Here is a 16,990-nt window from a genome sequence, read left to right as displayed (position 1 = left end):
GCTTCGACGGAGATCAAAGAGATGACGATGCTCGCCAATGTGCTGGTCGGCCTGGTGGCCGCCCTGCATCTGTACTTCCTGGTGCTGGAGATGTTCTTCTGGACCAAGCCGCTGGGTCGCAAGGTCTTCAGGCTGGAGCCGGAGTTCGCTGAAGCCAGCAAGACGCTGGCGGCGAATCAGGGCCTGTACAACGGTTTCCTCGCCGCAGGCCTGGCCTGGGGCCTGGTTGCGGGCAAGGTGGACGTGCAGCTGTTCTTCCTGGGCTGCGTCGTCGTCGCTGGCGTGTATGGCGCAGCGACGGTCGGCAAGAAAATTCTCTACGTGCAGGCGTTGCCGGCAGCCTTGGCAATGGCCGCCGTCTTGGCGAGCTAGGCACGCATCAAGCCGGAATCAGGCGGCTGCCGCGTGCATCGCGTCGACCTGGCCGCTGAGTTCCAGCCAACGCAGCTCGGCGGCTTCCAGTTCGTCGTGGATGGCCTTCAGTCGCTTGCCCACCTCGGCAATCTGCGGCGGGGTGGCTGAGCCGTTGGCCAGCTGCGCCTCCAATGCCGTGCGCTCGTCCGCCAGCTTGTTCAGCCTGGCGTCGATGCCTTCCATTTCCTTGCGCAAGGGCCTGGTCTGCTCGGCCAGCTTCTGACGGGCCTGGCCGCTGGCCTTGCGGTCCTCGCGCGAGGCGATGGGAGCAGGCGGCGGAGGTGCCGCGACAGCGGGCGCAGGCGCAGGCGCAGCGACCGCAGCGGACGATGTCTTCCTGCTCGCCTCCTTCGCCGCTTCCTTTGCCAGCTTGGCCGCTTCCTTGGACTGGTCGAGCAGCCACTTCTGGTAGTCATCCAGGTCGCCGTCAAACGGCCCCACGCCGCCCTTGGTGACCAGCCAGAACTCATCGCAGACCTCCCGCAGAAGCGCGCGATCATGGCTGACCAGCATCACCGTGCCTTCGAACTCGTTCAAGGCCATCGATAGCGCCTCGCGGGTTTGCAGATCCAGATGGTTGGTCGGCTCGTCCAGCAGCAGCAGGTTGGGGCGCTGCCAGACCAGCATGGCCAGCACCAGGCGCGCCTTCTCGCCACCGGAGAGGCTGCCCACCTGCTGGTTGACCATGTCGCCGACAAAGCGGAACTGGCCCAGGAAGTCGCGCAGCTCCTGCTCGCGTGCCGATGGGCTGACCTCCTTGGCCAGGCGCACCATGTGCATCAGCGGGCCTTCGTCAGGGCGCAAGACATCCATTTCCTGCTGGGCAAAGTAGCCGATCGACAGGCCCTTGCCCTCGGTGATCTTGCCGCCCATGGCGCGCTGCATGCGGGCCACGGTCTTCACCACGGTTGACTTGCCCTGGCCGTTGGCGCCAAGGATGCCGATGCGCTGGCCGGCCAGCACGGAACGGTCGATACCGCGCACGATGATCTTTTCGCCTTCGTCGGTGTCGTAGCCGCAGGCGACTTCGTCGAACATCAGCATTGGATTTGGAAGACTGACTGGCTCGCGGAACTCGAACGAGAAGTCCGAAGCCGTGAGAACGGGCGCCAAGCGTTCCATCCGCTCCAGCGCCTTCACGCGGCTCTGCGCCTGCTTGGCCTTGCTGGCCTTGGCCTTGAAGCGGTCGATGAACTTCTGCAGGTGCGCCATGCGGTCCTGCTGCTTCTCAAAGGCTGCCTGCTGCAAGACCATGCGCTCGGCGCGCATCGCCTCGAAGGCCGTGTAGTTGCCGCCGTAGCGCATCAGCTTGGCTTCATCCAGGTGCAAGGTCACCTTGGTGATCGCATCGAGGAATTCGCGGTCATGGCTGATGATGATCAGCGTGCCTTCATAGCGCTGCAGCCAGGCTTCCAGCCAGACCAGGGCGTCCAGGTCCAAGTGGTTGGTCGGCTCGTCCAGCAGCATCAGGTCAGCCGGGCACATCAGCGCACGAGCGAGTTGCAGACGCATGCGCCAGCCGCCGGAGAAGCTGTTGACTGGCGCATCGACCTGCGCGCCCTTGAAGCCCAGACCCATGAGCAGCGCCTGCGCGCGCGGGCGAGCATCAAAGGCGCCGGCATCCATAAGCAGGCCATGAGCATCAGCCATCGCATGGCCGTCTTCGGCCGCTTCGGCTTCTTCCAGCGCCTTGCGGGCAGCCATCAGGCGGGTGTCGCCTTCCAGCACGAACTCGGTGGCCGGCATGTCGGTTTCGGGCATGTTCTGCGCGACCTCGCCCACCGCCCACTGGCGCGGAATCTCGACCTCACCCTTGTCGCTTTGCAGCCGGTCGGTCAGCAGCGAAAAGAGGCTGGACTTGCCGGCGCCATTGCGTCCCACGAGGCCGACCTTTTCACCGGGTTGCAGGGTGACGCTGGCGTCGTCGAGGACGACCTTGGTGCCGCGGCGCAGCGTGATATTGCGTAGAGTAATCATTGTGTCGCCTGCAGGGCCGCCCCAAAGGCGACAGCGCCCCCTCGGGGGGCAGCGAGTAAAAGGAGCGTGGGGGTTGTCAACATGCCTGAAGGGCCTCTTTCGTGACCAGCAATACCTGGTCGTCTCCGGCCGATGTCTCCATCCAAGCCACTTCCAGCTGCGGGAATGCAGCCTCGAAAAATTCTCTCTCGTTGCCGATCTCGAGCACCAGCACACCGTGCTCGCTCAAATGTCGCGGTGCGGCAGCCAGCAACTGGCGGACAAAGTCCATGCCATCGCTGCCGCCAGCCAGCGCGAGCTCAGGCTCGGCCAGATATTCGGCCGGCAATCTGGCCATCGAGCCGCTGTTCACATAAGGCGGGTTGCAAAGAATCAGGTCGTACTCGCCGTCGGCAGGCGCCAGGCCATCGCCTTGCAGCAGCCGGATGCGCTCTTGCAGGCCATGCCTGTCCACATTGATGCGGGCAACTTCCAGCGCCTCGGTGCTCAGGTCGATGGCATCCACCTTCACGTCGGGCCAGGCCATCGCGGCCAGCACGGCCAGGCTGCCGTTGCCAGTGCACAAGTCCAGCACGCGCGACGTGTCTTCGGACAACCAGCCGTCGATGCTGGCATCGGCAATCAGCTCGGCGATGAAGCTGCGCGGCACGATGGCGCGCTCGTCCACATAGAAGGGCACGCCTTGAAGCCAGGCTTCGCGGGTCAGGTAGGCGGCAGGCTTGCGGCTGGCAATGCGCTCGCCCACCAGGGCTTCGATCTCGGCCAGCTGCTGCTGGGTCAGGTCTTGCTGGGCGTGCTCATCCAGTGCATCGAGCGGCAGCTGCAGGCGCCACAGCACCAGCCAGGCGGCTTCGTCAAAGGCATTGGTCGTGCCATGCCCAAATGAAACGCCCGCCGTACTCAGGCGGGCGGCTTGTGCCTCGATGCAGGCAATCAGGGTGCTTGTCACAGCAGCAGATTCTCCAGGGTGCGCCGGTAGATGGCGGTCAGCGGTTCGATGTCGGCCACCGGCACGAATTCGTCGATCTTGTGGATGCTTGCGTTGATGGGCCCGAACTCGATCACCTGCGGGCAGATCTTGGCGATGAAACGGCCGTCCGACGTGCCACCGGTCGTCGAGAGTTCCGGCTTGCGGCCGGTTTCAGCCTCGATTGCCGCGGCGAGCGCTTCCGAGAGGCTGCCCACCGGCGTCAGGAAGGGCTCGCCGCCCAAGGTCCATTCCAGGCGGTAGTCCAGGCCATGGCGGTCCAGCAGCGCGTGCACGCGTTGCTTCAGGCTCTCCGGCGTCGATTCGGTCGAGAAGCGGAAATTGAAGTCCAGCACGCAGTCGCCCGGGATCACATTGCCCGCGCCGGTGCCGGATGCGATGTTCGATATCTGGAAGCTCGTGGCCGGGAAATACGCGTTGCCAGCGTCCCATTCGGTGCCCACCAACTCTGCCAAGGCCGGTGCTGCCTGATGAATCGGATTGCGCGCCAATTGGGGATAGGCCACGTGGCCTTGGATGCCGATCACGCGCAGCTTGCCGCTGAGCGTGCCGCGGCGGCCGTTCTTGGCCACATCACCCAATTGCTTCACCGATGTCGGCTCGCCAACGACGCAGAAGTCCAGGCGCTGGCCGCGCTCGCGCAGCTTGGCGCAGCAGACCACGGTGCCATCGCGCGCCGGGCCTTCTTCATCGCTGGTCAACAAGAGTGCGATGCTGCCGCGATGCTTGGGATGCGCCGCGGCAAACTGCTCCGCCGCGACCACCATCGACGCGACCGAAGTCTTCATGTCAGCCGCGCCACGGCCATACAGGCGGCCATCGCGATAGCTGGGGACGAATGGTGGCGACTGCCAGTCGGCGAGACGCCCAGGCGGCACCACGTCGGTATGGCCGGCCAGCACCAGCACCGGCCCGTCGCTCGCGCTGCCGCGCCGGATCGCCCAGAGATTGCTGACGCGAAAGTCGGCTGGTCCGCTGTCCATGCGCTCGCACTCGAAGCCCGCCGCTGTGAGTCGCGCAGCGATCAGCTCTTGGCAGCCGCCGTCGTCCGGCGTCACCGAAGGCCGCGCGATCAGCGCTTCGACGAGGGCGGCAGTTGAGCTCATTCGCCCCGCACGTCCAACTGGATTTCAGTGAAGCTGGCCTGGTCGCTGGCCGGCTCTTCCTTCTTGGCCACCGGTTTGCCGCCAGGCGCGCTTTCGTTCTGCAGGCGCCAGATCAGGTTGGTCGGCGAATCGGCGTAGAGCAGGCCTTCCTCGCGCGTGATCACGCCGTCGCGGATCAGCTTGGCGAAATGCTCTTCAAAGGCCTGCGAGCCTTCGGCAATGGACTTCTCCATCGCTTCCTTGACACCGTTGAAGTCGGACTTCTCGATCAGCTCGGACACCAGCTTGGTGTTGAGCAGGATCTCGACAACAGGCACGCGGCCACCTGCGGTGGCGCGCACCAGGCGCTGCGAGACGATGGCTTTCAGGCCTGCGGACAAGTCGTTCAGCAGGGCCGGGCGAGATTCCGGCGTGTAGAAGGAAAGGATGCGGTTCAGCGCGTGATAGCTGTTGTTGCCGTGCAGGGTGGCCAGCACCAGGTGGCCCGAGAGCGCGTACGAGATCGCAGCGGTCATCGTCTCGCGGTCGCGGATTTCGCCGATCAGGATGCAGTCCGGCGACTGGCGCAAGGCATTCTTCAGCGCTACCTGCAGGGAGGCCGTGTCGCGGCCCACCTCGCGCTGGTTGACCACCGAACGCTTGTTGCTGAACAAGAACTCGACCGGGTCCTCGATGGTGAGGATGTGGCCGGCCATGTTCTGGTTGCGCTGCTCCAGCATCGCGGCAAGCGTCGTGCTCTTGCCGGTGCCGGTGGCGCCGACCATCAGGATCAGGCCGCGCTTTTCCTGCACCAGCTTGGCCAGGATGGGCGGCAGGTTGAGGCTGTCCAGCGAAGGGATCTGGTGCGGAATATGGCGGAACACGGCGGCGATCGAGCCGCGCTGGCGGAAGCCCGAAAGCCGGAAGCTGCCGACCTTGGGGACAGACACCGCCATGTTCAGCTCACCGGTCTTGTCCAGCTCTTCCAGCGCTTCCTCGCCCACCACTTCGGCGATCAGCTGCCGCGGCTGCGAGGGCGTCAATTGCTGGTCGGAGAGCTGCAGCATCTGGCCGTTGATGCGGATCAGCACCGGCATGGCCGCCGACAGATAGGCGTCAGAAGCGCCTTTCTCGGCCATCAGGCGCAGGATGCGCTCCATGTTCCCACCACTCATGCGGACTCCCTGTTGCTGGAAGAAATTCAGGCGCGCAGCAGCTCGTTGATCGAGGTCTTGGCGCGGGTGCCGGCGTCGACCTTCTTCACGATGATGGCTGCATAGAGGCTGTACTTGTCGCTCTTGGGCAGCGAACCGCTGATCACCACCGAGCCGGCCGGCACGCGGCCGTAGCTCACCGTGTCGGTTTCGCGGTCATAGATCGGCGTGCTCTGGCCGATGTAGACGCCCATCGAGATGACCGAGTTCTCTTCGACGATCACGCCCTCGACCACTTCCGAGCGGGCGCCGATGAAGCAGTTGTCTTCGATGATGGTCGGGTTGGCCTGCAGGGGCTCGAGCACGCCGCCGATGCCTACGCCTCCACTCAGATGCACGTTCTTGCCAATCTGGGCGCAGGAGCCGACGGTGGCCCAGGTGTCGACCATGGCTCCGTCATCGACGTAGGCGCCGATGTTCACGTACGAAGGCATCAAGACCACATTCTTGCCCTGGAAGCTGCCGCGGCGGGCCACGGCGGGCGGCACCACGCGCACACCCATGGCGCGGATCTCTTCGTCGGACAGACCTGCGAACTTGGTCGGCACCTTGTCGAAGAAGGTCATGTCGCCCGATCCCATGATGCGGTTGTCGTTCAGGCGGAACGACAGCAGCACGGCCTTCTTGATCCACTGGTGCACCGTCCACTGGCCCACGCCTTGGCGTTCGGCCACGCGCAGGCGGCCGCCGTCGAGCTCATTGATCACATGCTCGACAGCCTCGCGCACTTCGGGCGCATTGGCGGGGTTGAGCGAGGCGCGACCTTCCCAGGCGAGGTCGATGACGGATTGCAGTTCGTGGCTCATGATCGGGGTGGGCTAAAGATAGGTTTCGGTGAAGCGGACGATGCGTTCGGCCGCTTCCAGACATTCGGCTTGATCGGCCACCAGGGCAAGGCGGACCCGTCCGGCGCCCGGGTTGTGCCCATGCGCCTCGCGGGCCAGAAGGCTGCCCGGCAGGACCGCGACATTGTATTGAGCCAGCAGGCCCTGGGCGAACGCAACATCATCCCCGCCCGGCACGCCTGCCCACAGGTAGAAGCCTGCATCCGGCAAGGCCACATCCAGCACCTGGGCCAGCATCGGCGTGACGGCAGCGAACTTGGCCCGGTACTCGTCGCGATTGGCGTGCACATGGGCCTCGTCATTCCAGGCCGCGATGCTGGCCGCCTGCACCATGGGGCTCATCGCGCTGCCGTGATAGGTGCGGTAGAGCAGAAATTTCTTCAGGATGGCCGCATCGCCCGCCACAAAGCCCGAGCGCATGCCCGGCACATTGCTGCGCTTGGAGAGACTGCTGAACACCACGAGATTGCGGAAATCGCCCCGGCCCAGCTTCTGTGCCGCTTCCAGCGCGCCCAGCGGCGCTTCCTCGCGGAAGTAGATCTCCGAATAGCACTCATCCGAGGCGATCACCAAGCCATGCCGGTCGCTCAGCTCGAACAGCTCTCGCCATTCGTCCAGCGGCATCACCGCGCCGGTCGGGTTGCCCGGTGAGCAGACGTAGAGCAGCTGGGTGCGGGCCCAGGTGGCTCCATCGATCTGGCCCCAGTTGGCGGCGAAGTTGCGCGCCGGGTCGCTGTTGGCAAACGCGGGCTGCGCGCCGGCCAGCAGGGCTGCTCCTTCGTAGATTTGATAGAAGGGGTTCGGGCAGACGACGGTGGCGCCGGGGCGCGTCGGGTCGATCACGGTCTGCGCAAAGGCAAACAAGGCTTCGCGTGAGCCATTGACCGGCAGCACTTGCGTTGCCGCGTCAATCTGAACTCCGTAGCGGCGCCCGACCCAGCCGGCAATGGCGGCTCGCAGCGCCGGGTCGCCGGCCGTCAGCGGATAGCTGGACAGGCCCTTGAGATTGGCCATCAGTGCCTGCTCGACCACAGCCGGCGCAGGATGCTTGGGCTCGCCCATGCCCAGCGAGATGTGCCGCAGCTCGGGGTTGGGCGTGATGCCGGCTGTCAGTGCGCGCAGGCGTTCGAAGGGGTAGGGGTTCAGCCGCTCCAGCAGCGGATTCACAGGGAAATTCATGCCGCGATGATAGGTGAGCAACGGCGGCTTGCCGGGTGCGAAAGTGGCTTCAAAGCCAGCCCGCGCAGGCCGCTGAGCCGCAGCGGCAGGCCAGGCGCCCCTCGTGATGGCTGCTGCCGTAGTCAACCGTCAGTTCCTCGCCAACCGAGATTTCGCGCAAGGCGAAGAACTCGATCTCGCCGCCCTCGACCTGCAGCCGCGCGTTGGGGCAGCAGCCGTGGTTGGTGAAGCGCATCGGGTCGCTGGAACGCGTGGCGTCGATCGCGCGGCTGGCCGAGATCTCGACCAGCATCAGGCGCTGCCGGCCTTCGGCGCGGCGGCGCGCCTCGGCCACCGTGATGGTTTCTCCGGTCAGCGCGCCGATCTTGGCCGCTGCCGGTATGCCCTCGGCCGCGAACACGCCAAAGCCGTCGATGCGGCTGCGCCGCACGGCAACTTCGTAGTGCTGGTGATCGGAGTTCGAGGCGAAGGCCAAGCGCGGCTCAGAGCGTCTCAGCGCAAGAGGCCCGATTCGAAACCATGCGTCGGCAGGTCGACGCGCGGCTCCGGCTTCCAGCCCTTCTTGCGGTGCTCGACCACCACGTTGGTGTAGATGCCGCCGCGCACGTACCACTTGGCCGTGATGCGGATGAAGCGCGGCTTCGTGACCTTGACGATGTCTTCGAGGATGGTGTTGGTGACCTTCTCGTGGAAGGCGCCTTCATCGCGGTAGCTCCAGAAGTACATTTTCAGGCTCTTCAGCTCGACGCAGTACTGGTCCGCGATCATGTCGATCGTGAAGTGGGCGAAGTCGGGCTGGCCGGTCAGCGGGCAGTGGCAGGTGAACTCGGGCACCTGAAACTGGATCACATAGTCGCGCTCGGGCGCCGGGTTGGGGAAGGCGTGCAACTCCTTGCTGGGGCGCGAGGGCGGGTTGGGCGGCATCTCGCGTTGCTTGGGCGCGGCCGCGGTGCGGGGCTTCTTGGCGGCCGCTTTGACAGCGGGCTTGGCGGCAGTCTTCACTGCGGCGGCGGAGGTGTTCTTGGCCATGGGGGTCAATGCTTGCGCCCGGGTCTTCATGGAGACGCCAAGGCATTTTTGGGGAAGGCCCGATGGTATCATCCCGACCCGAGATCAAGCCCCGCGAAGGGGCTTTTCTTTCGATAAATCAACGGCTTAGCTTCACCCGATTGGTCCACGACACCGATGCGCCTGAACTCGATCAAGCTCTCGGGCTTCAAGTCCTTTGCCGACCCGACCAACTTCCAGCTGCCCGGGCAACTGGTCGGCGTGGTCGGACCCAACGGCTGCGGCAAATCCAACATCATGGATGCGGTGCGCTGGGTGCTGGGTGAGAGCAAGGCCAGCGAGCTGCGCGGCGAGTCCATGCAGGACGTGATCTTCAACGGCTCAGGCAACCGCAAGCCGGCCAGCCGTGCCAGCGTGGAGCTGGTGTTCAGCAACGAAGACGCGCGTGCCGGCGGCCAGTGGAACCAGTTCACCGAGATCGCGGTCAAGCGTGTGCTGACCCGTGATGGCACCAGCAGCTACTTCATCAACAACCAGCCGGTGCGCCGCCGTGATGTGCAGGACGTGTTCCTCGGCACGGGCCTCGGCCCCCGCGCTTACGCCATCATCGGCCAGGGCACGATCTCCCGCATCATCGAATCCAAGCCGGAAGAGATGCGCATGTTCCTGGAAGAGGCCGCTGGCGTCTCCAAGTACAAGGAGCGCCGCCGCGAGACCGAGAACCGGCTCAAGGACACGCGCGAGAACCTGACCCGCGTCGAAGACATCCTGCGCGAGCTGAACAACAACCTCGAGAAGCTGGAGCGCCAGGCCGAGGTGGCCGCGAGCTACCGGTCCTTGCAGGAGCAGGGCACGCTGAAGCTGCACCAGCTCTGGTTCCTCAAGCACCGCGATGCGGCCGGTGAGGAGGCGCGGGTCAAGACGGCGCAATCCGAAGCGGTGAATGCCCTGGAAGCCCGCATGGCCGAGCTGCGCCATGTGGAAGCCGAGCTGGAAACGGTTCGTCAGGCCCACTACGCCGCTGGCGACGAGCTGCATGCTTCACAGGGCCGCATGGCCGAAGCCCAGCTGGAGGTGAGCCGCCTGGAAGAGCGCATCCGCTATGTGGTCGAAGGCCGCAACCGTGTTGAGCAGCGCATCGCAGAATTGAAGGCGCAAGATCAGCAATGGCAGGAACGCTCGGCCCTGGCCGCCGAGGAGCTGGACAACATCGCCGCCCAGATTGCCATGGCCGAGGAGCAGAGCGAGATCCTGGCGGCACAGGCCGAGGAGCAATCGCTCAACCTACCGACGATTGAAGACGGTCTGCGTGCGGCGCAAGGCAAGGCGAACGAACAGCGCGTGCATGTCACGCAGGTGCAGCAGCAGATCCAGGTGCTGGCCGCCGACAGCCGCAACATCGAAGAACAGTCGCGCACCTTGCGCACCCGGCGCGAGCGCCTTGCGACCGAGCGTGCCGGCCTCGCCGCGCCGGATACCGACAAGCTCGCCGAGCTGAAGACGCAAAGCGCCGCCGCCGACGAGCAACGCGAGCTGGCCGACGCCCGCCTGCATGAGCTCTCCGAGCAAGTGCCGGCGCTGGACGAAGCGCGGGCCGCTGCGCAGTCGGACAGCAATACGCAGCTTGCGCGACAGGCCGACCTTTCGGCTCGCCTGGAAGCCTTGCGCGCCTTGCAAGAGAAGGTGCAGACCGAGGGCAAGTTGAAGCCCTGGCTGGCCAAGCATGGGCTCGATGGCCTGGCTGGTTTGTGGACCAGGCTGCACATCGAAACCGGCTGGGAAAACGCCCTGGAAGCCGCGCTGCGCGAACGCATGGGCGCACTGGAGGTTGGCCGTCTCGACACGGTGCGCGCCTTCGCCGCCGATGCGCCGCCGGCCCGAATGGCCTTCTATTCGCCGCCGCCGGCCGGCATCGCCAACACGCATGAAACGCTGCCCCGTTTGTCGGAGCTGCTTCGCTTGAATGACGCCGGTCTGAAGGCGCTGCTGAACGACTGGCTGGAAGGTGTCTACACGGCTTCCAGCATCGAGGAGGCCCTGGCCGGCCGGTCCAAGCTGACGCACGGCGAGGTCATCATGACCCGCGAGGGCCATGCAGTCAGCCAGTTCGCCGTGGCCTTCTATGCGCCCGATTCCGAGCAGGCCGGCCTGCTGGCCCGCGCCCAGGAAATCGAGAACCTCGAGCGCGAGCTGCGCGCCCAGGGCCTGATCACGGAAGACGCCAAGACCCGCGTCGTGCGGGCCGAAGCAGCCTATTCCGAAGCCGCTCAGCGCCTTGCAGGCGTGCGCCGCGAAGCCAGCGAAGCGCAGACTCGCGCTCATCAACTCCACGTGGAGCTCTTGCGTCTGAGCCAACAGGCCGAAGCCGCCAGCAACCGGCGCAACCAGCTCGAGGAAGAGCTGGCCGAGATCGACGCGCAGGAAGAAGAACTGCAAGAGCGCCGCATGACCGGTGAAGCGCGCTTCGAAGAGCTGGACATGCAGCTCGCCAGCACGCAGGAAATGCATGCGGAGCTGGAAGAGGCCGTGATCAACGCCGAGCGCAAGCTCGCCGAGGCCCGCGAGCAGTTGCGGGCCCTGGAGCGCCGTTCGCAGGAAGCGCAGTTCAGCGCCCGCGCGCTGGCCGCGCGCCGTGGCGAGTTGCAGCGTTCGATCGAGACGGCTCAAGCGCAAGTCCAGCAAAACCATGCATCCAGCGAAAGCCTGCAGAGCGAGCTGACAACGCTGAACGACGCTGCCGCCCAGGCCGGCCTGCAAGATGCACTGGCCTTGAAGGCCGAGCGCGAGCAGGCTCTCGCTGCCGTGCGCAGCAACTACGACGACCTGAGCCTGCGCCTGCGCAAGGCGGACGAGCAGCGACTCGAGTTCGAACGCAGCCTGGACCCGCTGCGCGAGCGCATCACCAAGCTTCAGCTCGAAGAGCAGGCCGCGCAGCTCGGGGGTGCTCAATACATGGAGCAGCTCACGGCCGCCAATGTGGACATGGCGCTGCTGGCTCAGTCCATCGAAGAAGGCCAGGTCAAGCTCTACGGCCTGCAGGGCGAGATCGACCGAATCAATCGCGAGATCGCAGCACTCGGCGCCGTGAACCTGGCGGCGCTGGACGAGCTGACCTCGGCTCGCGAGCGCAAGACTTTCCTCGATGCGCAGAACGCCGACCTGCAGTCGGCAATGAAGACACTGGAAGACGCGATCCACAAGATCGACCTCGAAACCCGCGACCTGCTGGGCGCGACCTTCGAGCAGGTCAATATGCATTTCGGCCGCATGTTCCCGACCTTGTTCGGTGGCGGCCAGGCTCGGCTCGTGATGACGGGCGACGAGATCCTGGACGCTGGCGTGCAGGTCATGGCACAACCGCCGGGCAAGAAGAACTCGACCATCCACCTGCTCTCCGGTGGCGAGAAGGCGCTCACCGCGATTGCGCTGGTGTTCGCGATCTTCCAGCTGAACCCGGCGCCCTTCTGCCTGCTGGACGAGGTGGACGCGCCGCTAGACGATGCCAATACCGAGCGCTATGCCAAGCTCGTTTCCGAGATGAGTGCGGGCACGCAGTTCCTCTTCATCTCCCACAACAAGATCGCCATGGAAATGGCCAAGCAGCTGATCGGCGTGACGATGCAGGAGCAGGGCGTCTCGCGCATCGTCGCGGTCGACATGGAAGCTGCACTGACCATGGCCGAGGCCTGAGCACCCTATGACCCTCACCGCATTGCTGGCCATTCTCGGTGGCCTGATCCTGGCCGGCGTCATCGCCCATGGTGCCTGGAGCGCCCGCAAGGCCGGCCCGCGCCGCGCCGACCCGCCGATCGAGCCGCAACTGGGTGAAGGCCGCCAGGAACCCAGCCTGGGTGAGGCCCGTGAAGCGGTTGCATCGGAGCTTGACAACACCCTGCCCGCCGCGGCCCGCCTGTTGCCGCGCAAGCCTTCGGCACGTATCGATGCCTTGATCGACATGATCGCCACGATGAGCCTGGAAGCGCCAGTGAGTGGCGAGATGGCTGCTTCGCACCTCCCGCCCAGCCGCCGCGCCGGCACCAAGCCTTTCCATATCGAAGGGCTGAATGCAGAAAGCGGTGAATGGGAGCTGCCTATGCCTGGTCAGCGCTACGGCGAGTTCCAGGCCGGCGTGCAACTGGCCAATCGAAGCGGTGCCCTGAACGAGATCGAGTACTCCGAGTTCGTGCAGAAGGTGCAGGCCTTTGCCGACGGCATCAATGCCTCGGTCGACTTCCCCGACATGCTGGAAGTCGTGGCCCGCGCCCGCGAGCTCGATCAGTTCGCCAGTGCCCATGACGCGCAGCTGGCCGTGCTGCTGCGCGCACGCAATGCCGCCTGGACGCTCGGCTTCGTACAGCAGCTTGCGCTGCGCAACGGCTTTGTGCCGGGCGCCATCCCTGGCCGCCTGGTGCTGTCGGCCGAAGAGGAGGGCGCGCCGCCCATCCTGACCCTGAGCTTCGAATCTCAGGCGGCCCTGGCCGAAGACCCGCAGGCCAGCTCGCTGCGAGAGCTGACGCTGGCGCTGGATGTGCCGCAGACGCCCGAATCGCAAGAACCCTTCGCTGCCTGGCAGGAAGCCGCGCGTGGCCTGGCCCGCGACATCGAGGCCGACATCTGCGACGACCGCGGCCAGATCCTCAATCTGCATGCCTTCGCAGCCATCGACCAGGAACTGGCCACGCTCTACCGCGCGCTGGCGTCGCGCGACCTGGCGGCGGGCTCGCCGGTGGCGCGGCGGCTTTTCAGCTGAACAAGAGGCTCAGTCAGCTTTCTCCATCAGTGCGGCGATTCGTCGCGTCTCGACTCTGCTGTGTTCACTGAGCATGCCGAAACCGCGCAGGTCGTGGGAGTTCATCTTGATCTCGCCAGGGCTGCAGGTCGCCTGAGCGAGCGGGCTCGCAGCTACACTGCCGCGCATGAGCACCAGTCTCCTGCTGATCGCGCTGCTGATCGCGGCCAGCGCCTTCTTCTCCATCGCCGAAATTTCGCTGGCCTCGGCCCGCCGGCTCAAGCTGCAGCAGCTGATCGAAGACGGTGATCCTCGTGCGGCCCGGGTGCTCGCCACGCAGGAGCGGCCTGGCCACTACTTCACGGTCGTGCAGATCGGCGTCAACACCCTGGCCATCCTGGCCGGCATCGTCGGCGAGGGGGTGCTCTCGCCGCACTACGAGGCCGCCATGAAGCTGGTGTTTGGCGACCCCGAGCGTGCCGCTGCCCTGGGTTTTGCCGCCTCGTTTGCCACCATCACCAGCCTCTTCATCGTGCTGGCCGACCTGCTGCCCAAGCGCCTGGGCATGAACGAGCCCGAGCGCATGGCCATGGCCGTGATCGCGCCCATGCTGGCCCTGGTCACAGTGCTCAAGCCGCTGGCCTGGGCCTTCAGTGCCTTGTCTGATCTGCTGACCCGCCTGCTGGGCCTGCCCGCCGGGCGCGATGACAGCATCACCTACAACGACATCCTGGCCCTGACCGAGGCCGGCAACCAGGCCGGCGTGGTGGCCGATGCCGAACAGCAGGTGATTGCCAATGTGTTCGAGCTCGACACCCGCCGGGTTGAAAGCGCGATGACCACGCGCGAACGCATCGTCTACCTCTCGCTCGATGATGAAGAGGCGCTGATACGCACGCGCATCGCCGAGAGCCCGCACTCCACCTACCTGGTCTGCGATGGCGAGATCGATGCCGTGGTCGGCTATGTGGACGCCACCGACCTGTTTCAGCGCGTGCTGCGCGACGAGGGCCTGACGCTGCGCGGCAGCGCCATGGTCAAGAAGGTGCTGATCGTGCCGGACCGGCTGACGCTATCCGAGGTGCTGATCCAGTTCAGAGAGAAGCTCGAAGACTTTGCCGTCATCGTCAATGAGTACAGCCTGGTCGTCGGTGTGATCACCCTGAACGACGTGATGAGCACGGTGATGGGCAGCCTCGTGGCCTCGCACGACGAGGAACAGATCGTCCGCCGGGACGACGGCAGCTACCTGGCCGACGGCATCACGCCCATCCCCGATGTGCAGCGCGCGCTGGAGCTGGAAGCCTGGCCGCATGCCGGCCAGTACGACACACTCGCCGGCTTCCTGATGGTGATGCTGCGCCGCATACCGAAGCGCACGGACCAGGTCGTCTGGGAAGGTTGGCGCTTCGAGGTGGTGGACGTGGACAGCCACCGGGTCGACCAGGTGATGATCACGCGGCAGCCTGCCGCGTCCGACTGAATTTCGAGTTTCCATGAACGACATTGAATCCGCGCGCCGCCGGGCCGCCGAGCTGCGTGCCACGCTCAACCACCACGCCCATCTCTATTACGTGCTGGATGCGCCGACGCTGCCGGATGCCGAGTACGACAAGCTCTACCAGGAGCTGCAAGCGCTGGAGAGGGCGCACCCGGAACTGCTGACGCCGGACTCGCCGACGCAGCGTGTGATCGGCAAGGTGCTGGACGGTTTCACGCCGGTGCGCCATGCGGTGCCAATGCTGTCGATCTATACCGAGACCGATACCGAAGACAGCGGCGCCGTTGCCTTTGACGAGCGCGTGCGCAAGCGGCTGGAGCTGGACGAATCGGCGCCGCCGCTCGAGTACGCGGCCGAACTGAAGTTCGACGGCCTGGCACTGAACCTGCGCTACGAACACGGACTTCTGGTGCAAGCCGCGACACGCGGTGATGGCGAAACCGGCGAGGACGTGACCCAGAACATCCGCACCATCGGCCAGATCCCCTTGCGGCTGAAGGGCACCGAGGCCGAGGTGATCGAGGTGCGCGGCGAGGTGTACATGCGCCGCGATGATTTCGAGACGCTCAATGAACGCCAGCGCGAGAAGGGTGAGAAGACCTTCGTCAACCCGCGCAATACCGCGGCGGGCGCCGTGCGCCAGCTCGACCCGGCACTGGCCAGGCAGCGGCCCTTGAGTTTCTATGCCTACGGTCTGGGCGAGGTGAAGGGCTGGGCTGAACCTGAAACTCACGCGGGCCTGATGGATGCGCTCGCAGCCATGGACCTGCCCGTCTGCGAGCACCGCGTGGTCACGCAAGGCGCGGCCGGCCTGGTCGCCTTTCATCAGAAGATCGCCGCGCTGCGCGACAGCCTGCCCTTCGACATCGACGGCGTGGTCTACAAGGTCAACAAGCGCGCCTTGCAGCAGCGCCTGGGCTTCATCAGCCGCGAACCGCGCTGGGCGGTGGCGCACAAGTATCCGGCGCAGGAGCAGCTGACGCGCCTGAACGGCATCGAGATCCAGGTCGGCCGCACCGGCAAGCTCACGCCGGTGGCCAAGCTGGAGCCGGTCTTCGTGGGCGGCACGACAGTCAGCAATGCCACCTTGCACAACCTGTTCGAGCTGCGCCGCAAGGGCGTGCGCATCGGCGACCAGGTGATCGTGCGCCGTGCCGGTGACGTGATTCCCGAAGTGGTGGGCGTGCTGGCGGCCCAGCGGCCGGCCTATGTGCCGAACTTCCGCATGCCGCGCGAATGCCCGGTCTGTGGCAGCGCTACGGCGCGCGAGAAGGGAGGCATGGACTACCGCTGCACCGGCGGCCTGTTCTGCGCGGCGCAGCGCAAGCAGGCGCTGCTGCACTTCGCCGGCCGCCGTGCGATGGACGTTGAGGGCCTGGGCGACAAGCTTGTGGACCAACTGGTGGATGGCGGCATCGTCGACAGCCTGCCCGCGCTCTACAAGCTCGGCGTGGCCAAGCTCGCAGCGCTGGAACGCATGGCCGAGAAGAGCGCGCAGAACATCGTCGATGCGCTGGAGAAGAGCAAGAGCACCACGCTACCGCGCTTCCTGTTTGCGCTGGGCATTCGGCAAATTGGCGAAACCACGGCCAAGGACCTGGCCCGACATTTCGGCAATATCGATGCCTTGATGAATGCCTCCATCGAGCAGCTTCTGCAGGTGCGCGATGTGGGGCCCATCGTGGCCCAGAGCATCCACACCTTCTTCGCGCAGCCGCACAACCGCGAGGTCGTAGAACAGCTGCGCGCTGCCGGCGTGACTTGGCCCGAAGGCGAGGGTGCGGCAGCGGCGCAAGGGCCGCAGCCACTGCTGGGCAAGACGCTGGTGTTGACCGGCACGCTGCCTACGCTGGGTCGCGACGCGGCCAAGGACCTGATCGAGGCGGCAGGCGGCAAGGTCAGCGGCTCGGTCTCCAAGAAGACTCACTACGTCGTGGCCGGCGCGGAAGCGGGTTCCAAGCTCGACAAGGCGCGCGAGCTGGGCGTGCCGGTGCTGGATGAAGCCGCACTGCAAGCGCTGCTGGCCGGCGAAACAGCGCCATGACCTGAG

13 protein-coding genes are annotated in these 16,990 nt (G+C 65.6%); 5 read left to right on the top strand and 8 right to left on the bottom strand.

The window, feature by feature from the left end; translation table 11 throughout:
- The first annotated feature begins 21 nt into the window (after positions 1-21).
- A complete protein-coding gene (locus V3596_RS06605; protein ID WP_334276890.1) occupies positions 22-372 on the top strand; it encodes a DUF1304 domain-containing protein in 351 nt (116 codons plus the stop codon).
- A gap of 18 nt (positions 373-390) precedes the next feature.
- Here V3596_RS06605 and V3596_RS06600 read toward each other — a convergent pair whose 3' ends face one another.
- The 8 genes from V3596_RS06600 to queF all read right to left on the bottom strand — a co-directional run bounded on the left by V3596_RS06600 (position 391) and on the right by queF (position 8,626).
- Entirely contained in the window at positions 391-2,391 is a 2,001-nt protein-coding gene (locus V3596_RS06600; protein WP_334276889.1) for an ATP-binding cassette domain-containing protein, read from the bottom strand.
- A 76-nt stretch (positions 2,392-2,467) separates the two neighbouring features.
- Positions 2,468-3,340, bottom strand: coding sequence for a 50S ribosomal protein L3 N(5)-glutamine methyltransferase (prmB, locus tag V3596_RS06595; protein ID WP_334276888.1), 873 nt, complete (start codon positions 3,338-3,340; stop codon positions 2,468-2,470).
- On the bottom strand, positions 3,337-4,485 hold the full coding sequence (dapE, locus tag V3596_RS06590) for a succinyl-diaminopimelate desuccinylase (RefSeq protein ID WP_334276887.1): 1,149 nt from the start codon (positions 4,483-4,485) through the stop codon (positions 3,337-3,339). The genes prmB and dapE overlap by 4 nt, the downstream gene beginning before the upstream one ends.
- Positions 4,482-5,639 carry a PilT/PilU family type 4a pilus ATPase gene (locus V3596_RS06585; protein ID WP_334276886.1) on the bottom strand — a complete coding sequence of 386 codons (1,158 nt, stop codon included), beginning with the start codon at positions 5,637-5,639 and terminating at the stop codon, positions 4,482-4,484. Before V3596_RS06585 ends, dapE begins: the two co-directional genes overlap by 4 nt.
- Before the next feature lie 26 nt (positions 5,640-5,665).
- Positions 5,666-6,484, bottom strand: coding sequence for a 2,3,4,5-tetrahydropyridine-2,6-dicarboxylate N-succinyltransferase (gene dapD / locus V3596_RS06580; protein WP_334276885.1), 819 nt, complete (start codon positions 6,482-6,484; stop codon positions 5,666-5,668).
- A 12-nt stretch (positions 6,485-6,496) separates the two neighbouring features.
- Complete coding sequence (gene dapC / locus V3596_RS06575; protein ID WP_334277359.1) at positions 6,497-7,690, bottom strand: succinyldiaminopimelate transaminase; 1,194 nt, start codon at positions 7,688-7,690, stop codon at positions 6,497-6,499.
- Positions 7,691-7,751: 61 nt separating this feature from the next.
- On the bottom strand, positions 7,752-8,177 hold the full coding sequence (locus V3596_RS06570) for an SET domain-containing protein (RefSeq protein WP_334276884.1): 426 nt from the start codon (positions 8,175-8,177) through the stop codon (positions 7,752-7,754).
- 17 nt (positions 8,178-8,194) lie between these two features.
- A complete protein-coding gene (queF, locus tag V3596_RS06565) occupies positions 8,195-8,626 on the bottom strand; it encodes a preQ(1) synthase (protein WP_282824921.1) in 432 nt (143 codons plus the stop codon).
- A 261-nt stretch (positions 8,627-8,887) separates the two neighbouring features.
- On the opposite strand from queF, the gene smc reads away from it, so the two are divergent.
- The 4 genes from smc (at position 8,888) to ligA (ending at position 16,984) form a co-directional block, all read left to right on the top strand.
- Positions 8,888-12,400 (top strand): chromosome segregation protein SMC, encoded by a 3,513-nt coding sequence (gene smc / locus V3596_RS06560; protein WP_334276883.1) that lies wholly within the window; start codon positions 8,888-8,890, stop codon positions 12,398-12,400.
- 7 nt (positions 12,401-12,407) lie between these two features.
- Positions 12,408-13,460, top strand: coding sequence for a cell division protein FtsZ (locus V3596_RS06555; RefSeq protein WP_334276882.1), 1,053 nt, complete (start codon positions 12,408-12,410; stop codon positions 13,458-13,460).
- A gap of 166 nt (positions 13,461-13,626) precedes the next feature.
- On the top strand, positions 13,627-14,922 hold the full coding sequence (gene paeA, locus V3596_RS06550) for a polyamine export protein PaeA (RefSeq protein WP_334276881.1): 1,296 nt from the start codon (positions 13,627-13,629) through the stop codon (positions 14,920-14,922).
- Positions 14,923-14,935: 13 nt separating this feature from the next.
- Positions 14,936-16,984, top strand: coding sequence for an NAD-dependent DNA ligase LigA (ligA, locus tag V3596_RS06545; protein ID WP_334276880.1), 2,049 nt, complete (start codon positions 14,936-14,938; stop codon positions 16,982-16,984).
- Positions 16,985-16,990 lie beyond the last annotated feature (6 nt).

This window comes from Roseateles microcysteis, from assembly GCF_036880965.1.
GTDB lineage: Bacteria > Pseudomonadota > Gammaproteobacteria > Burkholderiales > Burkholderiaceae_C > JAUASW01.
Note: the sequence above shows the minus strand (reverse complement) of the source record. Positions and strands in the feature narration are given on the sequence as shown.